This window comes from Pedobacter sp. AC190 (assembly GCF_979258025.1).
This window is the reverse complement of sequence record NZ_OZ409824.1, coordinates 1978198-2004472: the sequence shown is the minus strand read 5'-3', so window position 1 is coordinate 2004472 and position 26275 is coordinate 1978198. Positions and strand designations below refer to the sequence as shown.

The following is a 26275-nucleotide window of genomic DNA, read 5'->3' as shown; positions in this document are numbered from 1 at the left end:
CTTGCGCCCTCTTAAAAAAAACTAAATAATATAAAGTACAATATGGGATTAATGACATTTTTGCGTAACCGTGCAGGCTATATACTAGTGTTTGCTATTGGTTTTGCAATTGTTGCATTTTTAGTAGGCGATGCAATTAACGTGGGTAAGCCTTTTTGGGCTGCGAACCAAAAAACAGTAGGTTCGGTTGATGGAAACGATATCAGCATTGATGATTTCGGACCAAAAGTAGAGCAAAATTTAAATCAGTTTAAACAACAATATGGCGGCAGTGCAAACGCACAAATGCAATCAATGGCTGTAGATCAGGCTTGGAATGCAGAATTAGCTAATGTATTGTTAAATAAAGAATACGATCGTTTAGGTTTAACTGTTTCTGAAGATGAATTGGTTGACTTACTGGTTGGTCAGAACCCAAGCCCATTAATTAAACAATACTTTACCAACCCTCAAACAGGGCAGTTGGATCGTATGCAGTTAAATAGCTTTTTAAAATCTAAAGAGCCGCAAGCACAAAGCCAATCGGCAATGTTGCAAACAGAAGTTAAAAACCAAACTTTACAACAAAAATATTCTAACTTAATCCGTAATTCGGTTTATGTTACTTCGTTAGAAGCTACAGATGAATATACAAATCGTAATAAACTGGCTAACTTTAAATATGTTAATCTTGATTACACAAGTATTCCTGATGCATCAGTTAAATTAACAGATGCTGATTATTCAGAATATTACGATCAAAATAAAGCACGTTTTAACAACCCGTCAGAAACCCGTACTTTCGAATACGTTGCTTTCAGTATTAAGCCAACTAAAGCAGATTCTGCAGCGGTTAAAGCTCAAATCGAAAAAATTGCTACCGATTTCAAAGTTGCGGCTAACGACTCTCTTTTCGCTGCAATTAATTCAGATGTTAAAGTTCCATTCACTTATTTATCAAAAGGAAAATTAGATCCGGCAGTAGATTCGGCTGTATTCTCTTTACCTGCAGGTAGTTTTTACGGTCCAGCTTTATCTGGTAATTCTTACAAAGTAATTAAAGTAGTTTCAAGCCGTTTCTCTCCTGATTCAGTAAAAGCTAGTCATATTTTAATCGATCCGGCTAAAGTTGGTGGCGAGGAAAATGCTGTTAAATTAGCCGACTCTTTAAAAGGTTTAGTTTCAAAAGGTGGTAGTTTTGCTGAATTGGCTAAAACTTATAGCGTAGATGGTTCGAAGGATAAAGGCGGTGAGCTAGGTACTTTCGCTCGTGGTGCAATGGTACCTGAGTTTGAAAACGCAGCATTCGACGGAAATACCGGCGATTTAAAAGTTGTTAAGTCTCAGTTTGGTGTTCACTTAATCAAAATTGAAAAACAAATCGGTTCTTCTAAAGTAGCTAAGTTAGCTTATGTAGAAAAATCGCTAGCAGCAAGTAGTAAAACACAAGCAGCAGCTTATAAAGCAGCAAGCAATTTCTTAGCATCTGCTAAAGGAAACGATTTTGCTAAACTCGCTGAAAAGGATAAATTAAAACTTGCCGTAGCAGATAAAATTACTGCAACACAAGGTTTTGCTCCAGGTTTAGATAATCCTCGTAAATTAATTCAAGCTGCTTATGCTGCGGATAAGGGTGACGTTTTACCTGAAATTTACACAATGGCTGATGCATACGTGGTAGCACGCTTAACTGATGTTAAACCTAAAGGTATCCTGCCATTAGATGCAGTTAAAAAGGAAATTCAGCCAATGGTGCTTAACGCAGCAAAAGCTAAATTATTAAAAGCTAAATTTGAAGGTGCTGGTAAAGGTAGCTTGGAGCAGATAGCATCTAAAGTTGGCCGTTCAGTATTACCAGTTCAAAATATTGTTTTTGCAAACCCAATTATTCCAGGTGTAGCTCAGGAAAATGCATTGGTAGGTTCTGTATTCGGTTCTCAGCCAGGTAAAGTTTCAAATGCTGTTAATGGCGAACGTGGTGTATATGTGTTCACAGTTGAAGGATTCTCAAGTCCAGCTCCAATTGCTAACATGTTTAAACAAAAAGAAACAATGATGTTAACCTTGGGTCAGCGTTCTTTAGGATCAGCTTTCCAGGCTTTACAAGATAATGCTAAGATAAAAGACAATCGCGTGAAATTCTATTAATTAGAAATTGCGTAATTTTGTAACCGTTCCGATGTATAGTCGGAACGGTTTTTTTATTTACGTGCCATGGAAATTCAGGAAAACTTCGTTAATAAAGTTGCAAATAGTGGTTTAATCTCCTTAAACCTGGAAGAATATTATCATCCGGGAGAAAGAGTTGTTTATGATATCAAGGAAAATCTTTTCCATGGCTTAATGCTAAGAGAGAAGGATTTCAGAGAGTTTATTAAAACGCACGACTGGGCGCAATATCAAGATAAAAATGTTGCCATTATCTGTTCTGCTGATGCTATTGTGCCAACCTGGGCATATATGTTACTGGCGAACCGATTAAAACCTTATGCCAACGAAGTGGTGTTTGGTGGTTTAGATACCTTAGAAGCAATGTTGTTTACAAAAGCGTTAGCCAAAATTGATCCTCAAACTTTTGCAAACGAACGTGTAGTTGTTAAAGGTTGCGGCGATATAGATGTGCCCGTATCTGCCTATGTAGAAATTACCAATTTGTTAACGCCTGTTGTTAAAAGTATCATGTTTGGCGAGCCTTGCTCAACCGTGCCTGTGTATAAAAGAAAAGACTAATTTTGGTTTGCTTTTTGCATAGTTGTAACGAATAGCTGCAAATGAGTCGTTTATTATGTAGATATTCACGCAAATGAAACACACAAAGCAAATGAAAAAGATATTTTTTATTCTCACGTTAACGTTAAGCAAGTTTATTGCTTCGGCGCAGGAATTGCCGCTGAAAAAGGACGCTGTTTTTCAAGACGGCGAAGTTTTAAGCTATAAGTTAAAGTACGGATTTATTACAGCTGCCGAAGCGACTATAAAAGTTCTGAATTCTGATTTGAAGTTTGATAACAAACCCACTTATAAACTAACAGTCGATGCAGAAACCTCTGGAACTTTTGATGTCTTTTACAAAGTAAGGGATCATTACGATTCTTATATCGATAAAACAGATTTGCTTCCGTATTTCTATCAGGAAAATATTAGAGAGGGAAGTTACAAGAGACAAGATAAAGCTAGGTTTACGCAGGATGCCAAAAAGGTAGTGTCGAACAGGGGGACTTTTACCACACCGACTACACAAACATTTGATTTGGTTTCTGCTTATTATTTCGCCCGTAGTTTAGATATTACAAAACTTAAAACGGGTGATAAGTTTAAATTAAATTATTTTCTTGGCGATGAAATTTCTGCCCTCGAAATTGAATATATCGGTAAAGAAACTGTGAAAAGTAAACTGGGTAACATTCGCTGCCTTAAATTTAGTCCTTCTATTAAACCAGGTAGAATCTTTAAAAAGGATAGTCGTTTGTATCTTTGGGTTACCGATGATGGAAATAGAGTGCCTGTAAAAGCACAGGTGGAAATTTTAGTTGGTGCGGTAACCATGGAGTTAAAATCTGCCTCAGGTTTAAAATATGCTTTAGCAAAAGAGTAATGATGATAGAAGTTGAACAAGTGCTGGTGCACGAAGATGTTTTAAAAGAAAATTTCGTTTGCAATTTAAGCAAATGTAAAGGTATTTGTTGTGTAGAAGGCGATTCTGGTGCTCCTTTAGATAATGAGGAAAAAGCTATTTTAGAGGAGATTTACCCTAAAATTAAGCATTTCTTAAATGAGAAGGGCATAAAAGCAATTGAAGAACAAGGTACTTATGTAGTTGATGCGGATGGAGATTTGACTACACCATGCGTTGATACAAATAAAGAGTGTGCATACGTACTTTTCGAAGGTGGTATTACCAAATGTGCTATCGAAAAGGCTTATGAGCAAGGTATTGTAGATTGGCAGAAACCGATCTCCTGCCATTTATATCCAATCAGAATAACCAAATACCCCGAATTTGAAGTCTTAAATTATGACAGATGGCACATTTGCCACGATGCCTGTACATTCGGTCGGGAGTTAAAAGTGCCTGTATATAGTTTCTTAAAAGGACCACTTATCCGCAAATACGGCGAAGAATGGTATAAAGAATTAGAAAGCTCCGTTGCGGCAATGTAAACTAACAGTAAGTCGAACAACTAATTCTTAGCGCAACCCTGCTAAATCAGGTTTCTGGTAATTTTTCCTTTTATGATATAAAGTGCCGTGATACTATTTTTCTCAACAATCGTATCACCCTTAAAATTTGGATTAGATGAACGTAAAATCAGCTTGTTTTTATCGCTATGCTCAAAAATCAGTTTAATGCTGCGTAAATGATTCGACTTTTCATTAGTCATGATTACATAGGCTTCTCCCCATTGTAAAACATCGAAATTCGTTATTTCTCTAACTGCTATAATTTCGCCTGAAGCATATTTCGGGTACATGCTATCTCCATAAACAGGTAAATAAGCAGTACAATCATTAAAAGGCTTATAGTTTACAAAATATTCGGCCTGCGATTCCTCCAAGATAGATAAATCTTCATCTGCTAAACTGACATTAAAGTAAGGAACCCCTTCTTTAGTTTCAGAAATTACAGGGCCTTTTTTTAGGAAAGGTTCTCCTTCACCGTCTTCAAGCCATTTAATATTTACATTAAACTTCAAAAACAATCTATCCTTTATCGCATTAGAAATTCCAATTCTTTCTCTTAAAATATCAGAAAGTGATCCTTGCTGAATGTTCAAACTTTCCGCAAATTCTTTTTGTGTTTTAAAATTTAGTCTATCTAGGATGATTTTTAGTCTTTGATTTTCAGTCATTTGCAGTTATATTAGTAAGTAATGCGAATAATTATTCATAATACTTACTTAATTTATTATGTTTGTTTAAGTAATCGCAAGATAATATTAATCAATGTACTTAAACGAACCAAATATGAAAGACAAGATTTTATATTCTGAACCTCTGTTTCTTTTTCTCGAATCTTTTTTTGAATCAAGAACTGTATCTCAACATATTCGTTTTCTGGAAGAGTGGTTGCAACTGGTTTTGACGGATAAATTTTACACCAAATGGAATAACCCAGCAGATATACTTTTCTTTTATAACCAGTTCGTCGAACTTTACGAGCATTCGTCCAAATTGATCGAAGATCAAAGAGCTTCGGAAGAGGTTGATTCAATTTCTGCAGCTAGGGCTCAGCTAAAGCTTAGTTACGAGCCACAATATTTATCAGCAGAAGAAATTTTAAATCCGCTGTTAGCGATTCAAGGCGTTTTTAAAGATTACGATTTTGCTTATTATAAATCAGCGCTCTACGAATGGCTTGAAGAAGCCCTTAATTCGGCTTTATCAGATATTGATGGAGCAGAGATATTTCCAATATATGCAAATACAAAAAAACTTATCGAAGCCAATTGGTTGTTGCTTCAATATTTGGTAAGTAAAGATCAGCAAGAAAAAAATGTAAAAGCATTAATTTGCTTTGAACAAACATGCCCGCTTCTTCTGCAGAAATCATATTTAAATGATCCCTATAAAGAAATTGAATCGTTTTTTAGTGGTGCGAGTTTGGGCGAATATCGCAAAGATTTAAAAGATTGGTTTAGGGCAGCACTAATAGAGCATGTTTCCTTTAAGCGAAGCAGTAAGCTAATTTATTTTCACAGCCAGCTTATTCAGCTCATACATGCGGGGTATTTAATTGTAAACAATAACTTAATCTATCAACGAAACGAGCCCTATTGCAGTAATGCAAATACATTTAAAGACTGGATAATTGGTGTGAAAGCTAAAACCGAAGAAGAAACTGGTGTTGAAACATGCAATTATGATGTTTTTGCATTAAGTGATGCGGAAAAACGCGATCCTTTACAATACGTGTATAAAACGTTGAAGCTGAAAAAAATTAAAGAGATTAGATATGGATTACAAGAATGGCTTTACTGTGCTTTAAGTAAGCAAAACAGTTTGATGGACATAGAGGATCAGTATATTTTAAAATTGTATGAAACCCTAGAGAAGTTACTGGAAGCCTTTTTTCTGTTGGTTACAGGTAATCATATAAAAGCAGAATTTGACGCTGAGGGGAAAACGTTATGATTGAATTGGCAAAAATAGACTGCGAAGAAAATGATCAAGACTATTGGAGCATTAATGATGAAAACAGTGGCCGATTAACTGATTTACTTAAGTTGCTTGTTCGGGTAATCCCAATTGCTTATATTTTTCGTTGTAAAGATTGCAACGAACAAATCAGGCTAATTATTATCACCGATCAGCATCAATATCAGGATTCAGATAAAACCAAAACGCTTTTAAATTTTCTTAGTGTGGGGCGCTCTAATATTCATCTAGCTTATTTTTGCTACGGAACCATGTTTGATTTCCTACAAAGAGGTCACTTATTCTTTTCTGTAAACTGCACCGCTGCCAATTGTATTTTCAAAAAGAAGGGTTTAATAATGCTGCCAGCGCGTTCTGATTTATTAATTAAAATAACCGAAGATGCGCTGCGTGGTTTTAACCTGGAAATGGAAAAGGTTTCCAGCTTTTTTTATGGAGCAGAGGTATACTTTAAAGAAAACAAACTTAATATGGCTGCTTTTATGCTTCATCAAACTTGCGAACAGTTATATCGCCTAATCATTTTGATTTTTAGGCGAAAGGATTTTAAAAGCCATCAACTTCAACTCCTCCGAAAAGAAGCTGCATTCTACTATCCTCAAATTTATAATATGTTTCATGTTAAAGAAACCAAAGAACTTAAATGGATTACCCTTTTACAGGATTCTTATTTGGGTGTTCGCTATCAAGATGATTATTTTATTAAACCAAAAAACTGCATTTTTTTAAAAGAAAAAATTGAAGAAATGCTCTTAATAATCAAAACAGAATTGTTTCAGACTTTGGTTTAGGCGATAATGGATGAAGTCTAAAGGACTTTGTCTTGTAACATATCCCTCGAAAATGATTGTTGCAGAAGGTAATTTAACTGAATGATATCATTTTTTGCCGATTTGTAAAAGTGTAATAAGTTGTTTATGTGTAATATCTATCTTATTTTAGCGGATTGAAAAAAACATTTATCCAGATCAAGTGAAAAAAATCTTAATTACCGGTGGAGCCGGCTTCATTGGCTCTCATGTCGTACGCCGTTTTGTAAACAACTATCCTCAGTATGAAATTGTAAATCTCGACAAGTTAACTTATGCAGGGAACCTGGCAAATTTAACGGATGTGGAAAATAAGCCTAATTACAGGTTTGTTAAGGAAGATATTACAGACGCGACTGCGATGAATGAATTATTCAAAACAGAAAATTTTGATGCGGTAATACATTTGGCAGCAGAAAGTCATGTAGATAGATCAATTACCGACCCAACAGCTTTCGTAATAACCAATGTAATTGGTACGGTAAACTTATTAAATGCTGCCCGTGAGTATTGGAAAGGCGATTATGATAAAAAACGTTTTTATCATGTAAGCACAGATGAGGTATATGGTGCATTAGGAGAAGAAGGTATGTTCACAGAAACAACAGCTTACGACCCACATAGCCCTTATTCAGCTTCAAAAGCAAGCTCTGATCATTTCGTGCGTGCGTATCACGATACTTACGGTATGGATTGCGTAATCTCAAATTGCTCTAATAATTATGGCTCACATCATTTTCCTGAAAAATTAATTCCGCTTGCCATTAACAATATTAAAAATAACAAGCCAGTTCCAGTTTACGGTAAAGGCGAAAACGTTCGCGATTGGTTATGGGTAGAAGATCATGCCCGAGCTATTGATGTAATTTTCCACAACTCTAAAACTGGAGATACTTACAATATTGGTGGCCATAACGAATGGAAAAACATTGACTTGATTAATCTGCTTTGCTCAATTATGGACCAGAAATTAGGTCGTGAAGAAGGTGAATCAGCTAAATTGATTACTTATGTAACTGATAGAGCAGGTCATGATTTGCGTTATGCAATCGACTCATCTAAGTTACAGAACCAATTAGATTGGGTACCAAGTCTTCAATTTGAAGAGGGCTTAGCTAAAACAGTTGATTGGTATCTTCAAAATGAAGATTGGTTGAACAATGTAACTTCAGGTAATTATCAATCTTACTACGAACAACAATACAACAATAAATAATGGAGATTCAGGAAACAGGTTTAAAGGATTGTGTGATTATCAAACCCAGAGTTTTTGAAGATGCAAGAGGTTATTTTTTTGAGAGCTTTAATAAAAATACCTTTGAAGAGAAAACTGGAATGTCGGGTGCGTTCGTACAAGACAATCAATCGTTTTCATCTTATGGTGTAATCAGAGGTCTTCATGCGCAATCAGGTGAATTTGCACAGGCAAAATTGGTTCGAGTGATCAAAGGCGAAGTTTTAGACGTTGCAGTAGATATACGCCCAGGTTCACCAACTTATGGTAAACACATTTCCGTGAAATTAAGTGCGGAGAATAAGTTACAGCTTTATGTTCCTCGAGGATTTTTACATGGTTTCTCTGTGTTAAGTGAAACTGCTGAATTCTTCTATAAATGTGACAACTTTTACAATAAAGCATCTGAAGTTGGTGTAATGTACAATGATAAAGATTTGGCGATCGATTGGATGATTCCCGCAGATCAGGAGGCCGTTTCGGACAAAGATTTAATCTTAAACAGCTTTTCTTCTCTAAAATAATATGAATAAAATATTAGTAATCGGCGCTGGCGGTCAGTTAGGTCAATGCCTTAAAACCGTTGCAGAGCGTAGAGGGATTTCGGAAATTGTTTTTCCTGTAGAACAGGAAGCAAACATCCTAAATCAGGGATTATTAAACAGTCTTCTGGAAAAGGAAAAACCAAAATTCGTGATCAATTGTGCAGCTTATACTGCGGTAGATAAAGCGGAAGATGAAGTTGATTTATCGAAAGCGGTAAATGAAACAGGTGCTGCTAATCTGGCGAAAGCTTGTAAAGCAAATGGGGCAACTTTAGTTCATATTTCTACTGATTTCGTGTTTGAAGGAAATGAAGTAAAACTTTTAAAAGAAGAAGATGCTGCAAATCCTATAAACGTTTACGGTGTAACCAAACTGGATGGCGAAAATGCGGTAATCGATATTTTAGATGAGCATTTTATCTTACGTACCAGCTGGTTATATTCTGAGTATGCAAACAATTTTGTGAAAACCATGCTTAAGCTTGGTGCTGAACGCGATGAGTTAGGTATTATTGCAGATCAGGTAGGTACGCCTACCTATGCAATTGATTTAGCAAATACAATTTTTGATATTATCCAATCTGAAAATAAAAGCTATGGGTTATATCATTACAGTAATGAGGGCGTAACCTCGTGGTTCGATTTTGCTAAAGCCATATTCGATATTAGCAATACCGCGGTTAAGGCAAATCCAATTCCAGGTTCAGCATACCCAACAAAAGCAAAACGTCCGGCTTTTTCGGTAATGGATAAATCGAAAATTAAATCTACTTTTAATATACAAATTCCATATTGGAGAGATAGCTTGGTGGAGTGTATTAAACAATTGAATAAATAATAAATTAATGAAGTGTAGATTAGGAACGATCTTAATCTATAATCTCAAATCAAAGACCAAAATATGAAAGGCATAATCCTAGCCGGTGGCAGCGGAACACGTTTACATCCTTTAACTTTAGCTTGTAGCAAACAAATGATGCCGGTTTACGATAAACCGATGATCTATTATCCTTTATCAACTTTAATGCTTGCTGGGATCAAAGAAATTTTAATTATTTCTACCCCGCACGATTTACCAAATTTTGAGAAACTATTGGGTGATGGTGCTTCTTTAGGTTGTAAATTTAGTTATGCCGTACAGGCAGAGCCAAACGGATTAGCACAAGCATTTGTAATTGGAGAAGAATTTATTGGTAAAGATAAAGTTGCTTTAGTGCTTGGTGATAATATTTTTCATGGCGATGGAATGGCAAAGCTATTACAAGCCAGCTCCGATCCAGAAGGTGGAGTTGTTTTTGCTTATCAGGTTTCTGACCCCGAACGTTATGGCGTAGTTGAATTTGACGAAAATAAAAATGCAATTTCGATCGAAGAAAAACCTGAGCAACCAAAATCAGATTATGCGGTACCAGGATTATATTTTTATGATAACGAAGTTGTAGAAATTGCTAAAAATATCAAGCCATCTCCACGTGGCGAATATGAAATTACCGATATTAACAAGGTTTATTTAGAAAGAGGTACTTTAAAAGTTGGTGTTTTATCTCGTGGTACTGCCTGGTTAGATACCGGAACTTTTACCTCATTAATGCAGGCAGGCCAGTTTGTTCAGATTATTGAAGAACGCCAGGGCTTGAAAATCGGCTGTATTGAAGAGATTGCTTATCGCATGGGTTTTATCAATGCAGAACAGCTTAAAGCAATTGCTACACCACTTGTTAAAAGTGGTTATGGAGCTTACCTACTAAAACAAATTAAGTAAGTTTAATATAAAATTATTAAAAAAGTTCTTGTCAGTTTAAAACTGGCAAGAACTTTTTTTTTGAATAAGATGTTATAAGTAGTGTTATCAAACAGGGTAGATATTAAGGGTTGTGTCGCAGTTAGTTCGGCGTTGGTTCGCAGTTAGTTCGGGGTTGTGACAATCGTATCCGACCAAACTCCGAACTAAATGTAAATTAAGTTTGACTTAATGGTTATCTTTTTATTATCTTGGTATAATCATCCCATAATCTTTTAAAAAAAAATTATGGCTCTACTAAATGATGGAATTAACGGTGGCTTCACCGGAAAAGCAGGCAGTATTATTGGCTACCAGCTAAACGGAAAATGGATAATCAAGGGATTACCCAAATTGAGTAAAAAAAATAAGGAAGGCACCCTTTCACAAAATGTCTGTCGTAAAAAATTTACGCTGATGCAGGCATTTCTTTCTCGTGTTCTTGGTTACATTAAGATAGGTTTTAATATCGAATCCAAATTGAGAATGATGACTGCCCATAATGCAGCAAAATCGTATAACATGCTCCATGCTTTCGACGAGTATGATGAGATTGATTACTCAAAAATTTGTTTAACCTACGGTAATTTAACAGGGGTTAAAGATCCACAATACCTTACGAATGATCTGGGGATTCAATTTACATGGACTCATGAAATCTATCCAAGTTATAACAGGAATTATGATCAGGTTATGATCCTTGCTTTTAGCCCTAAAGATAATATTGCCTTTTCTGTTTGTAGTGGTTCGAAAAGAAAATCTGGTACAGAGGTTTTAGAAATTCCTTCTTTTTATAAAGGGAGCAAATTCCATACCTGGATTTCCTTTGTTTCTGATGATCGGTTGAGTATTTCGATGAGTAGCTATGTTGGTGTAATTACTTATTGAGGGTACCGTACCTTGTAGTTTGTTGCGCTGCTTGAATATGAATGCTTTGGTTTTTAATGAAAGTTGGAAGGCTATAATCATAACCTAAACTAATGATTTTAGTTATCTTTACCCCGATACATTAAGTAAATGGATAAAAAAAAGCAGCTAGCAATTATAGGATTAGGTTATGTTGGATTGCCATTAGCAATTGAGTTTGCCAAAAAATATTCAGTTGTAGGCTTTGATATAAATGAGCACAGAATATTAGAATTAAATAATGGTCATGATCATACCCAGGAAGCAAATCTTGATGAGCTAAAAAATGTAATCGATAATTGCGATATCAAATTTAGTTCAAATCTTCCCGATATCAGTCAGTGTACGGTTTACATTGTTACCGTTCCGACACCTATAGATCATTTGAAAAGACCCGATTTGGAGCCTTTACTTACCGCATCAAAAATGCTGGGAATTGTATTGAAAAAAGGAGACACAGTTATTTACGAATCAACGGTATACCCAGGTTGTACAGAAGAAGATTGTGTTCCTGTTTTGGAGAAGATTTCGGGATTAAAGTATAATGTAGACTTCTTCTGCGGCTATTCACCAGAACGAATTAACCCTGGAGATAAAGTTAATACATTAACCAAAATAAAAAAAGTAACCTCAGGTTCTAATCCTGAAACTGCAGTAGAAATAGACAACTTATATTCAAGCATTATTATTGCAGGTACACATTTAGCTCCGAGCATTAAAGTTGCAGAAGCTTCAAAGGCGATTGAAAATGCACAACGCGATGTTAATATTTCGTTTGTAAATGAACTTGCCTTAATTTTTGACAAGATGGAAATTGATACAGCAGACGTATTAGCTGCCGCAGCTACCAAATGGAATTTTTTAAATTACAAACCTGGTTTAGTTGGTGGCCACTGCATCGGTGTCGATCCGTATTATTTGGCATTTAAATCAGAGTCGTTGGGCTATAAACCTGAAGTTATTTTATCTGGTAGAAGAGTTAATGATAACATGGGTATGTTTGTAGCGAACAAAGTTATCAAAATGATGGTTGCCAGAGATAAAACCATCAAAAATGCCAAAGTACTAATACTTGGCTTCGCTTTTAAAGAAAACTGTCCAGATACCAGAAATACCCGTGTTATCGATATTTATAAAGAATTAAGGTCTTTTTCGATCGATGTGGATGTGTATGACCCCTGGGCGGAGGCCGAACTTGTGCAGGCAGAATACAATATCTCTTTATTAAAAAATGAGCCCTCAGAACATTATGATGCGATTATTTTGGCTGTCGCTCATACACAGTTTTCGGAACTGAATTATGCGGCTTTCAAAGAAGCTGGAGCGATAATTTTTGATACAAAGTCATTTATCGACAGAAAATTATCTGATGCAAGATTATAATCTGAAAAACATAAAGAAGTTGTTAGTTGATTATTTTAGTTTTTCAACTCACCAATATTATTACCTATATTTGCAAGCTTAAACTCTATGAAATAATTTATGAAGGTTGCTCTTATTACTGGTGTTACCGGACAGGATGGTGCTTATTTAGCCGAATTTTTGCTAAAAAAGGGGTATTTTGTTCATGGTCTAAAAAGAAGAAGTTCTCTGTTCAATACAGATCGAATTGATCATTTATACCAGGATCAGCATGAAAATAATGTGCATTTTAAATTGCATTATGGAGATTTAACCGATTCGACCAACCTGATCAGAATTATACAGGAAACTCAACCAGACGAGATTTACAATTTAGCGGCCATGAGCCATGTTCATGTAAGTTTTGAAATGCCAGAATATACTGCAAATGCAGATGGTATTGGCACTTTAAGGTTGCTTGAAGCCATTAGAATTCTCGGTTTGACAGGGAAAACGAAAATTTATCAGGCTTCAACTTCTGAGCTGTACGGCTTGGTACAAGCAGTTCCACAGAGTGAAACTACGCCTTTTTATCCACGTTCCCCTTATGCTGTAGCAAAAATTTATGGTTACTGGATCACGGTGAACTATCGTGAGGCTTATGGCATGTTTGCTTGTAATGGTATTTTGTTTAATCACGAGAGTCCTTTACGAGGCGAAACCTTTGTAACGCGTAAAATTACAAGAGCCGCAACTAAAATCGCTCTAGGTTTACAAAATTGTCTTTATTTAGGTAATCTTTCTGCTCAAAGAGATTGGGGACATGCGAAAGACTACATCGAAGCGATGTGGCTTATCTTACAGCAAGAACAAGCAGAAGATTATGTAATTGCAACTGGTGTTACCACAACCGTTCGTGATTTTGTTCGTATGAGTTTTGCTGAGCTGGGCATTGAAGTCGAGTTTTCAGGTAAAGACGAAAACGAAAAAGGCGTAATCATTAACGTGGATGAAGAAAAAGCCATTGCTTTAGGTTTAAATTTAGATAATTTAAAACCAGGTCAAACTATAGTTAAGGTAGATCCAAAATATTTCCGTCCAACTGAAGTAGACTTATTACTTGGCGATCCTACAAAATCAAAGACTAAGTTAGGCTGGCAGCCAAAATACGACTTACCTGCTCTAGTTAAGGATATGGTAATTTCCGACCTTCAATTAATGAAAAAAGACGAACACCTGAAAGAGGGTGGTTTTAAAACCTTAAATTACTTTGAATAAACGATAAGCTCAATAGCTAATCGCAATAATACATCTATGAAACAAAAATTAGTTCTTTTAACATCTTTCATTTTTTTTATATTTTTAATCAACACGGATGTGTTGGCTCAAAGTAACTATGCCAATCAAAAGGTAGATGAACTTTCTGATGCGCAAATTAAAACCTTGATGCAACGTGCAGAATCTTTGGGCTACAGCGATGCACAATTGGAGCAAATGGCTTCTGCTCAGGGCATGAAGCAAGATGAGATATTAAAACTTCGTAAAAGAGTCGAAACCATCAGAAAACAAGGTTCTTCAAGTGTTGTTGCAAAGCAAAATGCTGGTAAAAGCAGTTCTAATAACACAGATCGACAATATCTTGGATCGAGTGACAGTACCTCAACAAATCAACCCACTAAGCAAGATTTAATCGATAAAGCTTTCGATGATTTAAAGCCGAAGATTTTTGGTTCACAATTATTCAAAAATTCTAACATCACTTTCGAGCCTAATTTAAGAATGGCTACTCCAGCTGGTTATGTTATTGGTCCGGATGATCAATTGCTGATTGATCTGACGGGAGATAATGAGGCAAATTATGATTTGAAAGTTAGTCCAGAGGGATCAATTCGCTTAGAATACGTAGGCTTAGTAAAAGTTGGTGGTTTAAGTATTGATGAGGCCCGTTCGAAGATCAAAAATCTGATGGGTTCAACCTACCCAGGCTTGCGTTCTGGAAGGACCAACTTAGCTATTAATTTAGGGAATATACGCGGTATTAAAATTATTTTAAATGGGCAGGTTACAAAACCTGGCACTTATACTTTATCATCTTTATCCAGTGTGTTCAATGCACTATATGCTGCTGGTGGCCCGAATGATAACGGTTCTTATCGTAAAATCCAAGTGGTTAGAAATAACCGTGTAGTGGCTACCGTAGATTTTTATGATTTAATTATCAATGGTATGCAAAAGGGTAATATTCGTTTGCAAGACCAGGATGTAATTAATGTTCCAGTTTATGAAAATAGGGTAGAAGTTGTAGGAGAGGTTAAAAACCCTGCGATTTTTGAAACTTTAGCTGGGGAGCATTTTCAAAATGTATTAAACTTTGCTGGTGGCTTTTCAAATATAGCCTATCAATCAGCTGTTAAAGTTTTCCAAAATACAGCAAGAGAAAGAAAGATCAGCGATATTTTTGCTGCTGATTTTAATACTTATATCCCTAAAAATGGTGATAAATTTTTTGTAGAACCCATTTTAGATCGTTTTGAAAACAGAGTTGAAATTAATGGTGCAGTTTTCAGACCAGGTTATTTTGAACTGGAAAAAGGCATGACCTTAAAGCAACTCATTCAAAAAGCTGATGGTTTAAAGGAAGATGCCTTTATGAACCGGGGTTACATTAGTAGACTGAACACAGACAATACACTCGCCTTGGAATCTTTTGATGTGGCTGCAATTATGAATGGCAGTCAGGCTGATATACCTTTGAAAAGAGAAGACAAAATTACCATTTCTTCAATTTTTGATTTAAGAGAAGAATATAAAGTTACGGTACAAGGAGAGGTGAGAGAACCAAATCAGTTTCCTTATGCTGAGAATATGAATCTTGAAGATGCGATTCAAATGGCTGGAGGATTCAAAGAAGGTGCATCACCAAATCGGGTAGAAATATCAAGACGAGTTCGAAACAGTAATGTTCAATCTACTGCAGCTAGTACAGCTGATGTATTCACCATAAATATTGATCGTAATCTTAAATTAGTTACAGATACTATTTTTAAATTAAAGCCATTTGATATCGTTTCGGTTAGAAGTGCAGAAGGTTATGTGGTTCAAAAACAAGTTAAAATAGAAGGAGAAGTATTATACCCAGGTACTTATACGATCAAAAGTAAAAATGAGCGTATTTCGGATTTAATCAAGCGAGCAGGAGGATTAACTGCATTAGCTTATACAGATGGTGCTTCTTTAAAAAGGCCAGGCCGAGATACTACTCTATTCCAAAGCCAAAAAGATTCTTTACAAAAGGAATTATTAATAAGAAGAGCAAAATATGGAGATTCCTATTCGATGCAGGATTTGCTCGGGAATTCTAAATCAGATGAGCGTAAACAGGAAGAGCAGGCAAGAATCATGAATTTGCAAAGAGTAACGCAATCTGGAGTAGATACTACATCATTTAGAAGACAGCCTCAAGTAATTGCTTCAGATATGGTTGGCATCGATTTAACCCGAATTTTGAAAGCGCCAGGTGAGCGATATGATTTATTATTAGAGGATGGCGATGTTATTAAAGTGCCTAAGCAATTGCAAACCGTACGCGTAAGCGGTGAGGTACTCAATCCAAATAATATTGTTTTCAGAACGGGCAAAAGCTTTAAGGCCTATGTAAATGGAGCTGGTGGTTTTACAGCAAATGCCCTAAAAGGTAGGGCCTATGTTAAATATGCCAACGGATCAGTTGAAGGCGCAAGGAGCTTTTTATTCTTCAATAATTATCCTAGGATTAAACCTGGAGCCGAAATTTTGGTGCCTAAGCGAGCAGAAAGAGAAAGATTGACCGCTGCTGCCTGGATAGGCATTGGAACAGGTTTGGCTTCCTTGGGAGCAATAATTGTTTCATTACTTAGATAGGAATCTTCTATCCACATCATTAATAGCACCAAAATTTATTTAAAATATACGTAATGCCAACAGAAATTAAGATAGTAAATCAAACTGAAGATGGCGAACTCTCATTGAAAGAACTTATTCTTTTTTTAAAGGAATGGGTTAAGTTTTTACTCTCCAAATGGGTTGTAATTGTGATTTTTGGATTAGTGGGTGGGTTATTAGGTTTTCTGTATGCGAACTCTAATAAACCAATTTATACAGCCAAAACTACATTTGTGTTAGAGGAGGAAAAGGCATCTGGCAATTTAGCTTCTTTATCAGGACTAGCATCAATGGCTGGATTGGATTTAGGCGGAAGTGGAGGAGGTATTTTTCAAGGCGACAATATCCTTGAATTGTATAAATCAAGGAATATGATTCAGAAGACTTTGCTTTCTAAAGTCGAGATAAATGGAAAGCCAATGCTGTTAATAGATAGATATATTGAATTTAAAAATCTTAAGAAAACTTGGGAAGATAAGGGGATTGCTGGTGAGATTAATTTTGATATTGGGAATAAAACAAGGGTTCAGGATAGTATTTTGGGCACTATTGTAGCTGATATTGACAAGAACTTGTTGAGTGTAACAAAACCAAATAAAAAATTAAGTATAATAAAAGCTGAAGTTAAATCCACAGATGAAGCTTTTTCTAAAACATTTAATGATCAGATCGTAAAAAATGTAAATGATTTCTATGTTCAAACCAAAACAAAAAAATCATTAGAGAACGTTGCCATTTTACAGCAAAAGGTTGATTCTGTTAGAACTGTAATGAATGGTTCCATATATACCGCTGCTGTTGTATCAGATCAGACGCCGAACCTAAACCCTACGAGACAAATTCAGCGTGTAGCTCCTGTTCAAAAAGCTCAGTTCTCTGCAGAAACTAATAAAGTGATTTTAGGTGAGTTAATTAAAAATCTAGAACTTTCAAAAATCTCCCTTCGAAAAGAACAGCCATTAATCCAAATAATTGATCAACCTATTTTTCCTTTAGATAAAGATAAACTAAGTAGAATAAAAGGAATAATTGTAGGAGGCTTATTTGGTGGTTTAATTATTTGCTTGTTTCTGATAGTTCGAAAGCTATCTAAAAAGGTTTTATCTTAGATATAATGAATATTTTAAGTTTAATAGGAAGAAAGAAAGAGTTATTTCATAACGATATCACTCGAAATGAAGAGCAGTTAAAAAAAGTTGTTAGTCAATCTAAATTTTTAGTTCTTGGTGGGGCAGGCTCAATAGGTCAAGCCGTAACCAAAGAAATTTTTAAACGCCATCCTTTAAAGCTTCACGTTGTAGACATTAGTGAAAACAACATGGTTGAGTTGGTAAGAGATATTAGAAGTTCTTATGGCTATATTGATGGAGACTTTCAAACTTTTGCATTAGATATTGGATCAATAGAATATGATGCGTTTATCGAGGCTGATGGCCTTTACGATTATGTACTAAATCTTTCTGCATTAAAACACGTTAGAAGCGAAAAAGACCCTTTCACTTTGATGCGAATGATTGATGTAAATATTTTCAACACAGAAAAAACCATAAACCAATCCATTACTAAAGGTGTTAAAAAATATTTCTGTGTATCCACCGATAAAGCCGCTAATCCAGTTAATATGATGGGTGCATCAAAACGTATAATGGAAATGTTTTTGATGCGAAAAAGCAAAGAAATAGCGATCTCAACTGCTCGTTTTGCAAATGTAGCTTTTTCTGATGGTTCGCTGTTGCATGGTTTTAATCAAAGAATACAAAAAAGACAGCCAATTGTGGCTCCAAATGACATAAAAAGATATTTTGTCATTCCTACAGAATCTGGGGAGTTATGTTTAATGTCTTGTATATTCGGTGAAAACAGAGATATCTTCTTCCCTAAATTAAGTGAAAACTTACATCTGATCACTTTTGCTGCTATTGCCATAGAGTATTTAAAAGAATTGGGTTACGAGGCATTCGAATGTGAAAATGAAGAACAAGCAAGAGAATTAATTAGTAGCTTACCTGAAGAAGGAAAATGGCCGTGTTTATTTACTGCCAGTGATACTACTGGGGAAAAGGATTTTGAAGAGTTTTTTACTGAGCATGAAACGCTGGATTTAGAAAGGTTTGAAAATTTAGGCATTATTAAAAATGAGCCTAATTATAATGAAAGTAATCTGCAGCTTTTTACTGATCAAATTTATAAAATGAAGCAGGACAGAAAATGGTCTAAAGACCAGATTGTAGCTTTATTTCACCAAATGATACCTGACTTCGGACACAAGGAAACGGGTAAATACTTAGACGCAAAAATGTAATGACAATTGATTTCGAGAATATTTCAACAATCATAAAAAAACAATTTCCTAATCAGGATTTTATACCATTACATGCACCCTTGTTTATTGGTAACGAGCGTAAATATGTAATGGAAACACTTGACTCCACATTTGTATCTTCAGTAGGTAGTTTTGTTAATCGCTTTGAAGAAATGATGAGTGAAATTACAGGAGCAAAGTATGCCATCGCTATTGTAAATGGAACAAATGCTTTGCATATGGCTTTAATACTGGCAGATGTGAATGCAGGAGATGAAGTACTTTCTCAAAGCTTAACATTTATAGCTACATGTAATGCCATAAGTTATATTGGTGCAAAACCCATCTTTTTAGATGTTGATAAGGATACACTAGGATTGTCTCCAAACGCAATAAAAGTTTTTTTAGAAAATAATGCAATAAAAAAGGCCGATGGATTTACCTATAATAAAAAAACAGGGAAGCGAATAAAGGCTTGTGTGCCGATGCATACTTTTGGCTTACCTTGTCGTATTGATGAAATAGCTAATATTTGTGCCGAATGGAATATTACGCTGATCGAAGATGCAGCAGAATCTTTAGGTAGTTATTATAAAGGAAAACATACTGGTATTTTCGGTGAGATTGGTACGTTTAGTTTCAATGGAAATAAAACGGTAACCAGTGGCGGGGGCGGCGCATTAGTTACAAATAATGAAAAGCTTGCAAACCGTGCCAAGCATCTTACTACACAAGCTAAGGTAGCTCATCCCTGGGCATTTGTTCATGACCAAATAGGCTATAATTATAGGATGCCAAATTTAAATGCGGCGTTGGCTTGTGCACAGCTTGAACAATTAACAAGGTTTGTTGATAACAAAAGAGAATTAGCTCAATACTATAAAACTGCGCTTAAAAGTAGTGGAGTAGAGTTTGTTGATGAAATTGTTGATGCTAAAGCTAATTATTGGTTAAATGCAATTTTGCTGAAAGATAAAGAAGAACAACAAGCTTTTTTAGGGTACATGAATAGTAATGGTGTAATGGCAAGGCCTGTTTGGGAATTAATGCATCGGTTGCCTATGTTTAAGGATGCTGAAATACAAAATCTTAAAAATAGCGAATGGATTGCAGACCGATTAGTTAACATACCGAGTAGTGTAAGATTATAAAAAATGAGAGCTGCTTTAATTGGTTATTCAGGACATTCTTTTGTTATAATTGATACTTTGTTGTCTTTAAGCTATAATATTGAAGGCTACTGCGAACAACAAGAGAAAGAAAATAATCCGTTTGGTATTAGGTATTTAGGGAGTGAACAGGATGCCAGAACTTTAGAGCAATTAAAAAATATCGATGTTTTCTTAGGCTTAGGTGATAACAAACTCAGATCGAAAATTTATCTACATTTGATTGAAAAAGGCATTAATTGCCCATCCATAAAGCATATCAAGGCAATTGTTTCTCCAACAGTTTCAATAGGAAAAGCAACCGTAATTATGCCTGGTGCTATCATTAACGCTATGGCTAAAATAGGGCAGGCTGTAATTTGTAATACATCAAGCGTTATTGAGCATGAGTGCGTGATTGGAAATTATACCCATATCGCACCTGGAGCCGTGTTGGCTGGAAATGTAAAGGTAGGCGATGGCTCTTTTATAGGAGCAAATGCAGTTATTAAACAGGGTGTAACAATTGGTTCAAATGTAACTATTGGTGCAGGCGCGGTAGTAATTAAGGATATTGAGGATGGATTAACATTTTTTGGTAATCCAGCAAAAAAAGGATAAGGATGAAGACATTAATTATTGCAGAAGCAGGAGTAAATCACAATGGAGACATAGAAGCTGCGAAAAGATTAATCGATGCCGCTGTTACAGCTGGAGTAGATTATGTTAAATTCCAGACTTTTAAAGCTAATAAGCTGGTTAGTAAAGCGGCAGTAAAAGCGGATTATCAGAGCCATAATACTGGCAATTCAACTGAAAGCCAATTGCAGATGTTACAAAAGCTAGAATTATCGATAGCCGATCATTATGAATTGATCGATTATTGTAAATCTAAGGAAATAAAGTTCTTTTCAACTGCATTCGATCTGGATAGTCTCACCTTTTTAAAAGAACTCGGGTTAACATTATTTAAAATTCCTTCTGGAGAATTAACAAATTTACCTTACTTAGAAAGGGTGGCATTGTTGGCAGAAGAAATCATTTTATCAACTGGCATGAGTACCATGCAAGAAATAGGCGAAGCAATCCAAGTTCTAAGAGAAAAATCTACTTCGAAAATAACAGTATTGCATTGTAATACAGAATATCCTACACCTTATCAAGATGTTAATTTATTTGCGATGCTGGCTATTGCTAAAGAATTTAATGTTGAAATAGGTTACTCAGATCATACTCTAGGCATAGATGTGCCAATTGCGGCAGTAGCTTTGGGTGCAAAAGTAATTGAAAAACATTTCACACTAGATCGCACATTACCGGGTCCGGACCACGCAGCCTCTTTAGAGCCAAATGAGCTCCAAGCCATGGTAAGTGCTATCCGAAATGTAGAAGCGGCTTTAGGTTCTGAAGTTAAGGAACCAAGCTCTTCAGAGTTGAAAAATATCGCGATCGCAAGAAAAAGTATTCATTTGGCCAACGAAAAAAAGGCTGGAGAAATTATTTTAGAATCAGATTTAGAAATGTTAAGACCAGGTGACGGCATTTCTCCAATGAGAATGAGAGATATTATCGGGAAAATAGCTGCAGTGGATTTGTCAGCTGGTCAAAAATTAACGATTGAAGATATCAACTAAATGAAAATAGGTGTCTTAACAAGTTCGAGAGCCGATTATGGAATATATTTTCCACTATTAGAGCAGATAAAGAAAGATAATTTTTTTAAATTAGAAATAATTGCTTTTGGAACGCATCTCTCTAAAAATCATGGATATACGCTGGTAGATATAGAAAGAGACGGATATCAATGTATCCATACTATTTCGTCATTAATTTCAAATGATGACGAGCAATCTATTGCTTCCTCATATGGTTTAACTGTTTTAAAGTTTGCAGAGTTTTGGGAAAACCATAAATATGACTTAGTGTTCTGTTTGGGCGATCGTTTCGAAATGAGTGCCGCAGTACAGGCAGGTATTCCTTTTGGTGTTAAGTTTGCTCATATTCATGGAGGGGAAACAACGTTAGGTGCTATAGATAATATATATAGACATCAAATTACTTTGGCATCATATTTTCATTTTACAGCGACAGATATTTTTACAACAAAAGTTAATAATCTAATTGATTCATTTGAAAATGTCTTTACTATTGGTTCTTTGAGTTTAACCGATATTAAAGAATTTATACCCATCGAAAGACAAGAGTTTTATAATAAATTTTCAATTCCTGAAGATGATTTCGTGTTGGTTACTTTTCATCCAGAAACAATGGCATTAAAAAGTAATATTCATTATGCTAATGAGATGAAGGAAGCCTTGGCTTTAATTTCGGAAAAAATATTTGTTGTTGTAACAATGCCAAATGCTGATACACAAGGATCTGTTTATAGAGAAGTAATAGAAAAGCTGAAAAAGGAAAATTCAGAGAGAATTTTGTTAATCGAAAATTTCGGGAAATTGAACTACTTCTCAGCAATGCATTATTCGAAAATTTTGTTAGGAAATACTTCGAGCGGAATTTTAGAAGCGGCCTCATTTAGCAAGTATGTTGTAAATGTTGGAGACAGACAAAAAGGGAGAGCTCAAAGTAATAACGTTTTAAATTGCGAATTTGAAAAGAATGCAATTTATGCTACTGTAAATGAAGCAATATATAAAAGTGAATTCCTTGGTGAAAACATTTATTTTAAGGAAAATGCCGCAGGCAAAATAATTGAAACAATAAAGATGTGTTTATGAGAATATACAAGGATCATTTAATCCTTTCGGGATGTAAAATAAAAGAAGCCTTAATTCAGTTTAATGAATTGTCGCAGGATGCTATCTTGTTTGTAGTAGATTTAGAGGATAAATTAATAGGAGCATTAACTGACGGAGACGTAAGGAGAGGTTTACTTAAGGGTTACACTATAGAAAGCAAGGTTGATGAAATCATTCAAAATAATCCTAGGTATATAATTAAAGGGCAGAATAGTCTAGAAAAAATTATTGAGTACCGCGATGGAGACTTTAAAATAGTTCCAGTGGTTGATGAAAATCAAAGAGTGGTTAATGTCATAAATTTCAGGAAAATTAGATCTTATTTACCTATCGATGCAGTAATTATGGCTGGAGGAAGAGGCCAGCGTTTACAGCCTTTAACGGACTCTATTCCAAAACCACTTTTAAAGGTAGGAGGTAAGGCAATCATGGAGCATAATTTAGATCGATTAGCTTTGTTTGGAATCGATGATTTTTGGGTTTCAGTAAAATATTTGGGAGAACAGATCGAGAATCATTTTGGAGAAGGAAAAGAAAAGAACATTAAGATCGAATATGTTTGGGAAAAGGAAGCATTAGGAACTATTGGAGCCGTTTCTAAAATTAAAAATTTTGAACACGATTATATTCTGGTAACAAATTCTGATTTGTTAACAAACATAGATTACGAGCAGTTTTTTTTGGAATTTATTAATCTAGACGCAGATTTAGCTGTATTAACTATTCCATATCAAGTAAACATTCCGTATGCAGTTTTGGAAACTAGTGATGGCAAGGTAAAAAGTTTTAGAGAAAAACCAACCTATACCTATTACTCAAATGGAGGTATTTATCTAATAAAAAGAGAAATGTTAAAGTATATCCCAGAAGATACTTTTTTCAATGCAACAGATTTGATGGAGGAACTTATCAAAAACGATTTAAAAGTTATTTCATTTCCATTTTCTGGATACTGGTTAGATGTTGGAAAACATGAAGATTTTGAAAAAGCTCATATAGACATTCATAATATAAAATTTTAAATGAATATATTAATAACACTTTGCGCTCGGGGCGGTTCTAAAGGTATACCAGGAAAAAACATTAAACAGATTGGTGGTAAACCTTTAATCGCTTATACTTTAAATGTTGCGAATGCTTTTGCAAAACAACACAACGCAAGTATAGGGCTATCTACTGATGATGAGATGATAAAAAAGGTAGCTGAATCGCTTGGCCTTAAAACTTCTTACAGTAGACCCACCTATTTAGCTACTGATTCTGCTGGGAAAATAGAAACTATTCGTGATTTAGTGTTTTACGAAGAGCAGCAAAATAAGATAAAATATGATTACGTTCTTGATTTAGATTTGACCTCCCCATTAAGAACTTTAGAAGATTTAAATAAGGCATATTTAACTTTTGAATCAGCCGATGCTTTAACTTTATTTTCAGTAAACCCAGCAGCCAGAAATCCATATTTTAATATGGTTGAGAAAAAAGAGAATCATTACTATGGATTGATTAAAACTAATCCAGACGGATCGGTTTTAAGCAGACAAAGTGCTCCTGCTGTGTTCGATTTAAATGCTTCATTTTATTGGTACAGGAGAGCATTTTTTGATATGGATTTACAATCGCCGATTACTTCAAAATCGATCATTTATGAAATGCCACATATTTGTTTTGACTTAGATCATCCAATTGATTTTGATTTTTTGGAGTATCTTATCGTCAGCAAAAAGATTGATGACTTGATATGAAGGTATTAATTGTTGGTTTAGGCTCTATTGCCAAGAAGCACATAAAAGCATTGAATGAAATTTCTTCTGAGATTGAAATTTATGCATTGCGATCATCTTTTGACGCCACAATAGAAGAAGGTATATTTAATATATTTAATATCATCGACCTAAAATCGATCGCAATTGATTTTATAATCGTCTCCAATCCAACAAATCATCACAAAGAAACCATACAATCATTAATAGAATACCAAATCCCTTTTTTTATAGAAAAACCGATTTTTGACAATCTGGATGCTGAAAGCTTGTTAGATGATATCAAAAGAAGTAATATCACCACGTACGTAGCATGTAATTTAAGGTTTTTAGGGTGTATCGCTTTCGTTAAAGATTACATAAAAGATAAGCGTATTAATGAAGTAAATAGTTATTGCGGTTCTTACTTACCAGATTGGAGACCAGGGAGAGATTTTCGTACAATATATAGCGCAAATAGAGATATGGGAGGTGGAGTACATATAGATTTAATTCACGAAATGGATTATATTTATTGGCTTTTCGGCCCGCCTGATTGCTCACACGTTACCAAAACTAACAATTCTTCATTGGCAATTTCTGCTATCGATTACGCTAATTATTTATTAGAATATCCGCCTTTCTGCGTAAATATTGTGTTGAACTATTACCGTAGAGATGCTAAAAGAAGTTTAGAGATTTTAATGGATGATGGTTCAATAAATGTTAATCTACTTGAAAACAAAGTTATCTATAATGGTTTGGTTATATTTGAATCGTTAAAAAACATCCAGGATACTTATAAAGATCAACTGAAATTTTTTATGGAAGAAGTGTTAACTGGAAAGGTTAAATTTAATACAGCTGATGAAGCATTTAAAATATTAAAATTATGCATGGCGACAGGTTAGGTGGAAATATAGTTATAGTTACTGGTGGCAGTGGGTTAATTGGAATTCCAATACTCGAACATTTAAAGCATAACGGAGCAAAAGTTATTAATGCTGAAATAAACATAGATACTGATTGGTCTGTGGGTAACTATAAATGCGATGTTACCAATGAAGATAGTGTTGATGAACTGATTGAAGCGGTAATTGAAAGGTATGGACGTATTGATGGACTTGTAAACAATGCTTATCCTAGAACTAAAGATTGGGGCCTTCGATTTGAAGATGTTAGTTATTCATCATGGCAACAAAATGTAGATATGCAGTTAAATTCTGTATTCTTAATTTGCCAGAAAGTTTTAAAATATATGAAAGCAAATGGATCGGGCTCAATTGTTAACATAGCCTCGATTTATGGAGTAGTTGGAAATGATTTTACAATTTATGAAGGTTACGGTGGAACCTCTCCTGCAGCATATTCTGCAATTAAAGGAGGTGTAATTAATTTTAGCAGATACCTTGCTTCTTATTTCGGGAAGGATAATATTAGAATAAATTGTATCTCACCTGGAGGAATAAAAGATGCTCAACACCCCTCTTTTATAGAAAAATATGAGAATAAATCTCCTTTAAAAAGAATGGGAAAACCAGAAGAAATTGCACCAGCGGTAACATTTCTTCTATCTGATGAATCCTCATTTATTACAGGCCATAATTTAATGGTTGATGGTGGCTGGACCGCTATATAATTTAAATACAAAATTAA

The 26275-nt window shown here is 35.0% G+C and carries 25 protein-coding genes; 24 read left to right on the top strand and 1 reads right to left on the bottom strand.

From position 1 onward, the window contains the following. Positions 1 to 42: 42 nt before the first annotated feature. From ACZZZI_RS08780 to ACZZZI_RS08765, 4 genes are all read left to right on the top strand, one after another. The gene (locus tag ACZZZI_RS08780) at positions 43 to 2127 is read left to right on the top strand and encodes a SurA N-terminal domain-containing protein (RefSeq protein WP_463489211.1); all 2085 of its coding nucleotides are present in this window, start codon (positions 43 to 45) and stop codon (positions 2125 to 2127) included. A gap of 66 nt (positions 2128 to 2193) precedes the next feature. Next, entirely contained in the window at positions 2194 to 2709 is a 516-nt protein-coding gene (locus ACZZZI_RS08775; protein ID WP_316764066.1) for a DUF2480 family protein, read from the top strand. Between the two features lie 91 nt (positions 2710 to 2800). Continuing rightward, the gene (locus ACZZZI_RS08770) at positions 2801 to 3574 is read left to right on the top strand and encodes a DUF3108 domain-containing protein (protein WP_463489210.1); all 774 of its coding nucleotides are present in this window, start codon (positions 2801 to 2803) and stop codon (positions 3572 to 3574) included. Positions 3575 to 3576: 2 nt separating this feature from the next. Continuing rightward, complete coding sequence (locus ACZZZI_RS08765) at positions 3577 to 4140, top strand: DUF3109 family protein (RefSeq protein WP_463491780.1); 564 nt, start codon at positions 3577 to 3579, stop codon at positions 4138 to 4140. A gap of 41 nt (positions 4141 to 4181) precedes the next feature. On the opposite strand, the gene ACZZZI_RS08760 is transcribed toward ACZZZI_RS08765, so the two are convergent. Beyond that, entirely contained in the window at positions 4182 to 4829 is a 648-nt protein-coding gene (locus ACZZZI_RS08760; protein ID WP_344769613.1) for a LexA family transcriptional regulator, read from the bottom strand. Positions 4830 to 4944: 115 nt separating this feature from the next. Here ACZZZI_RS08760 and ACZZZI_RS08755 point away from each other — a divergent pair, with 115 nt between their 5' ends. From ACZZZI_RS08755 to ACZZZI_RS08660, 20 genes are all read left to right on the top strand, one after another. After that, complete coding sequence (locus ACZZZI_RS08755; RefSeq protein ID WP_463489209.1) at positions 4945 to 6111, top strand: hypothetical protein; 1167 nt, start codon at positions 4945 to 4947, stop codon at positions 6109 to 6111. After that, positions 6108 to 6926 (top strand): HEPN domain-containing protein, encoded by an 819-nt coding sequence (locus tag ACZZZI_RS08750; RefSeq protein WP_463489208.1) that lies wholly within the window; start codon positions 6108 to 6110, stop codon positions 6924 to 6926. The genes ACZZZI_RS08755 and ACZZZI_RS08750 overlap by 4 nt, the downstream gene beginning before the upstream one ends. Before the next feature lie 181 nt (positions 6927 to 7107). Continuing rightward, positions 7108 to 8160 carry a dTDP-glucose 4,6-dehydratase gene (gene rfbB, locus ACZZZI_RS08745; protein ID WP_316764053.1) on the top strand — a complete coding sequence of 351 codons (1053 nt, stop codon included), beginning with the start codon at positions 7108 to 7110 and terminating at the stop codon, positions 8158 to 8160. Continuing rightward, the gene (gene rfbC / locus ACZZZI_RS08740; protein ID WP_316764052.1) at positions 8160 to 8702 is read left to right on the top strand and encodes a dTDP-4-dehydrorhamnose 3,5-epimerase; all 543 of its coding nucleotides are present in this window, start codon (positions 8160 to 8162) and stop codon (positions 8700 to 8702) included. Before rfbB ends, rfbC begins: the two co-directional genes overlap by 1 nt. A 1-nt stretch (position 8703) precedes the next feature. Then, a complete protein-coding gene (gene rfbD, locus ACZZZI_RS08735; protein ID WP_344769620.1) occupies positions 8704 to 9561 on the top strand; it encodes a dTDP-4-dehydrorhamnose reductase in 858 nt (285 codons plus the stop codon). Between the two features lie 63 nt (positions 9562 to 9624). Continuing rightward, positions 9625 to 10485 carry a glucose-1-phosphate thymidylyltransferase RfbA gene (gene rfbA / locus ACZZZI_RS08730; RefSeq protein ID WP_316764046.1) on the top strand — a complete coding sequence of 287 codons (861 nt, stop codon included), beginning with the start codon at positions 9625 to 9627 and terminating at the stop codon, positions 10483 to 10485. A 267-nt stretch (positions 10486 to 10752) separates the two neighbouring features. Beyond that, positions 10753 to 11391, top strand: coding sequence for a DUF6266 family protein (locus tag ACZZZI_RS08725; protein ID WP_463489207.1), 639 nt, complete (start codon positions 10753 to 10755; stop codon positions 11389 to 11391). Positions 11392 to 11520: 129 nt separating this feature from the next. Further along, complete coding sequence (locus ACZZZI_RS08720) at positions 11521 to 12792, top strand: nucleotide sugar dehydrogenase (protein WP_463489206.1); 1272 nt, start codon at positions 11521 to 11523, stop codon at positions 12790 to 12792. Positions 12793 to 12891: 99 nt separating this feature from the next. Continuing rightward, the gene (gene gmd, locus ACZZZI_RS08715; RefSeq protein WP_316763130.1) at positions 12892 to 14028 is read left to right on the top strand and encodes a GDP-mannose 4,6-dehydratase; all 1137 of its coding nucleotides are present in this window, start codon (positions 12892 to 12894) and stop codon (positions 14026 to 14028) included. Between the two features lie 36 nt (positions 14029 to 14064). Then, positions 14065 to 16650 (top strand): SLBB domain-containing protein, encoded by a 2586-nt coding sequence (locus tag ACZZZI_RS08710; RefSeq protein ID WP_463489205.1) that lies wholly within the window; start codon positions 14065 to 14067, stop codon positions 16648 to 16650. Positions 16651 to 16754: 104 nt separating this feature from the next. Beyond that, positions 16755 to 17780: a Wzz/FepE/Etk N-terminal domain-containing protein gene (locus ACZZZI_RS08705; RefSeq protein ID WP_463489204.1), complete on the top strand. Its 1026-nt coding sequence runs from the start codon at positions 16755 to 16757 to the stop codon at positions 17778 to 17780. 5 nt (positions 17781 to 17785) lie between these two features. Then, complete coding sequence (locus ACZZZI_RS08700) at positions 17786 to 18973, top strand: UDP-N-acetylglucosamine 4,6-dehydratase (protein ID WP_463489203.1); 1188 nt, start codon at positions 17786 to 17788, stop codon at positions 18971 to 18973. Further along, on the top strand, positions 18973 to 20124 hold the full coding sequence (locus ACZZZI_RS08695; protein ID WP_463489202.1) for a LegC family aminotransferase: 1152 nt from the start codon (positions 18973 to 18975) through the stop codon (positions 20122 to 20124). Before ACZZZI_RS08700 ends, ACZZZI_RS08695 begins: the two co-directional genes overlap by 1 nt. Positions 20125 to 20127: 3 nt before the next feature. Beyond that, positions 20128 to 20742 carry an acetyltransferase gene (locus ACZZZI_RS08690; RefSeq protein WP_463489201.1) on the top strand — a complete coding sequence of 205 codons (615 nt, stop codon included), beginning with the start codon at positions 20128 to 20130 and terminating at the stop codon, positions 20740 to 20742. A gap of 2 nt (positions 20743 to 20744) precedes the next feature. Continuing rightward, complete coding sequence (gene neuB, locus ACZZZI_RS08685; protein WP_463489200.1) at positions 20745 to 21755, top strand: N-acetylneuraminate synthase; 1011 nt, start codon at positions 20745 to 20747, stop codon at positions 21753 to 21755. After that, complete coding sequence (gene neuC / locus ACZZZI_RS08680) at positions 21756 to 22859, top strand: UDP-N-acetylglucosamine 2-epimerase (protein ID WP_463489199.1); 1104 nt, start codon at positions 21756 to 21758, stop codon at positions 22857 to 22859. Continuing rightward, positions 22856 to 23902: a nucleotidyltransferase family protein gene (locus tag ACZZZI_RS08675; RefSeq protein ID WP_463489198.1), complete on the top strand. Its 1047-nt coding sequence runs from the start codon at positions 22856 to 22858 to the stop codon at positions 23900 to 23902. The genes neuC and ACZZZI_RS08675 overlap by 4 nt, the downstream gene beginning before the upstream one ends. Further along, entirely contained in the window at positions 23903 to 24622 is a 720-nt protein-coding gene (locus tag ACZZZI_RS08670; protein ID WP_463489197.1) for an acylneuraminate cytidylyltransferase family protein, read from the top strand. It begins immediately after the preceding gene. Beyond that, positions 24619 to 25530 (top strand): Gfo/Idh/MocA family protein, encoded by a 912-nt coding sequence (locus ACZZZI_RS08665; protein WP_463489196.1) that lies wholly within the window; start codon positions 24619 to 24621, stop codon positions 25528 to 25530. The genes ACZZZI_RS08670 and ACZZZI_RS08665 overlap by 4 nt, the downstream gene beginning before the upstream one ends. After that, positions 25512 to 26258, top strand: coding sequence for an SDR family oxidoreductase (locus ACZZZI_RS08660; RefSeq protein ID WP_463489195.1), 747 nt, complete (start codon positions 25512 to 25514; stop codon positions 26256 to 26258). The genes ACZZZI_RS08665 and ACZZZI_RS08660 overlap by 19 nt, the downstream gene beginning before the upstream one ends. Positions 26259 to 26275: the final 17 nt, after the last annotated feature.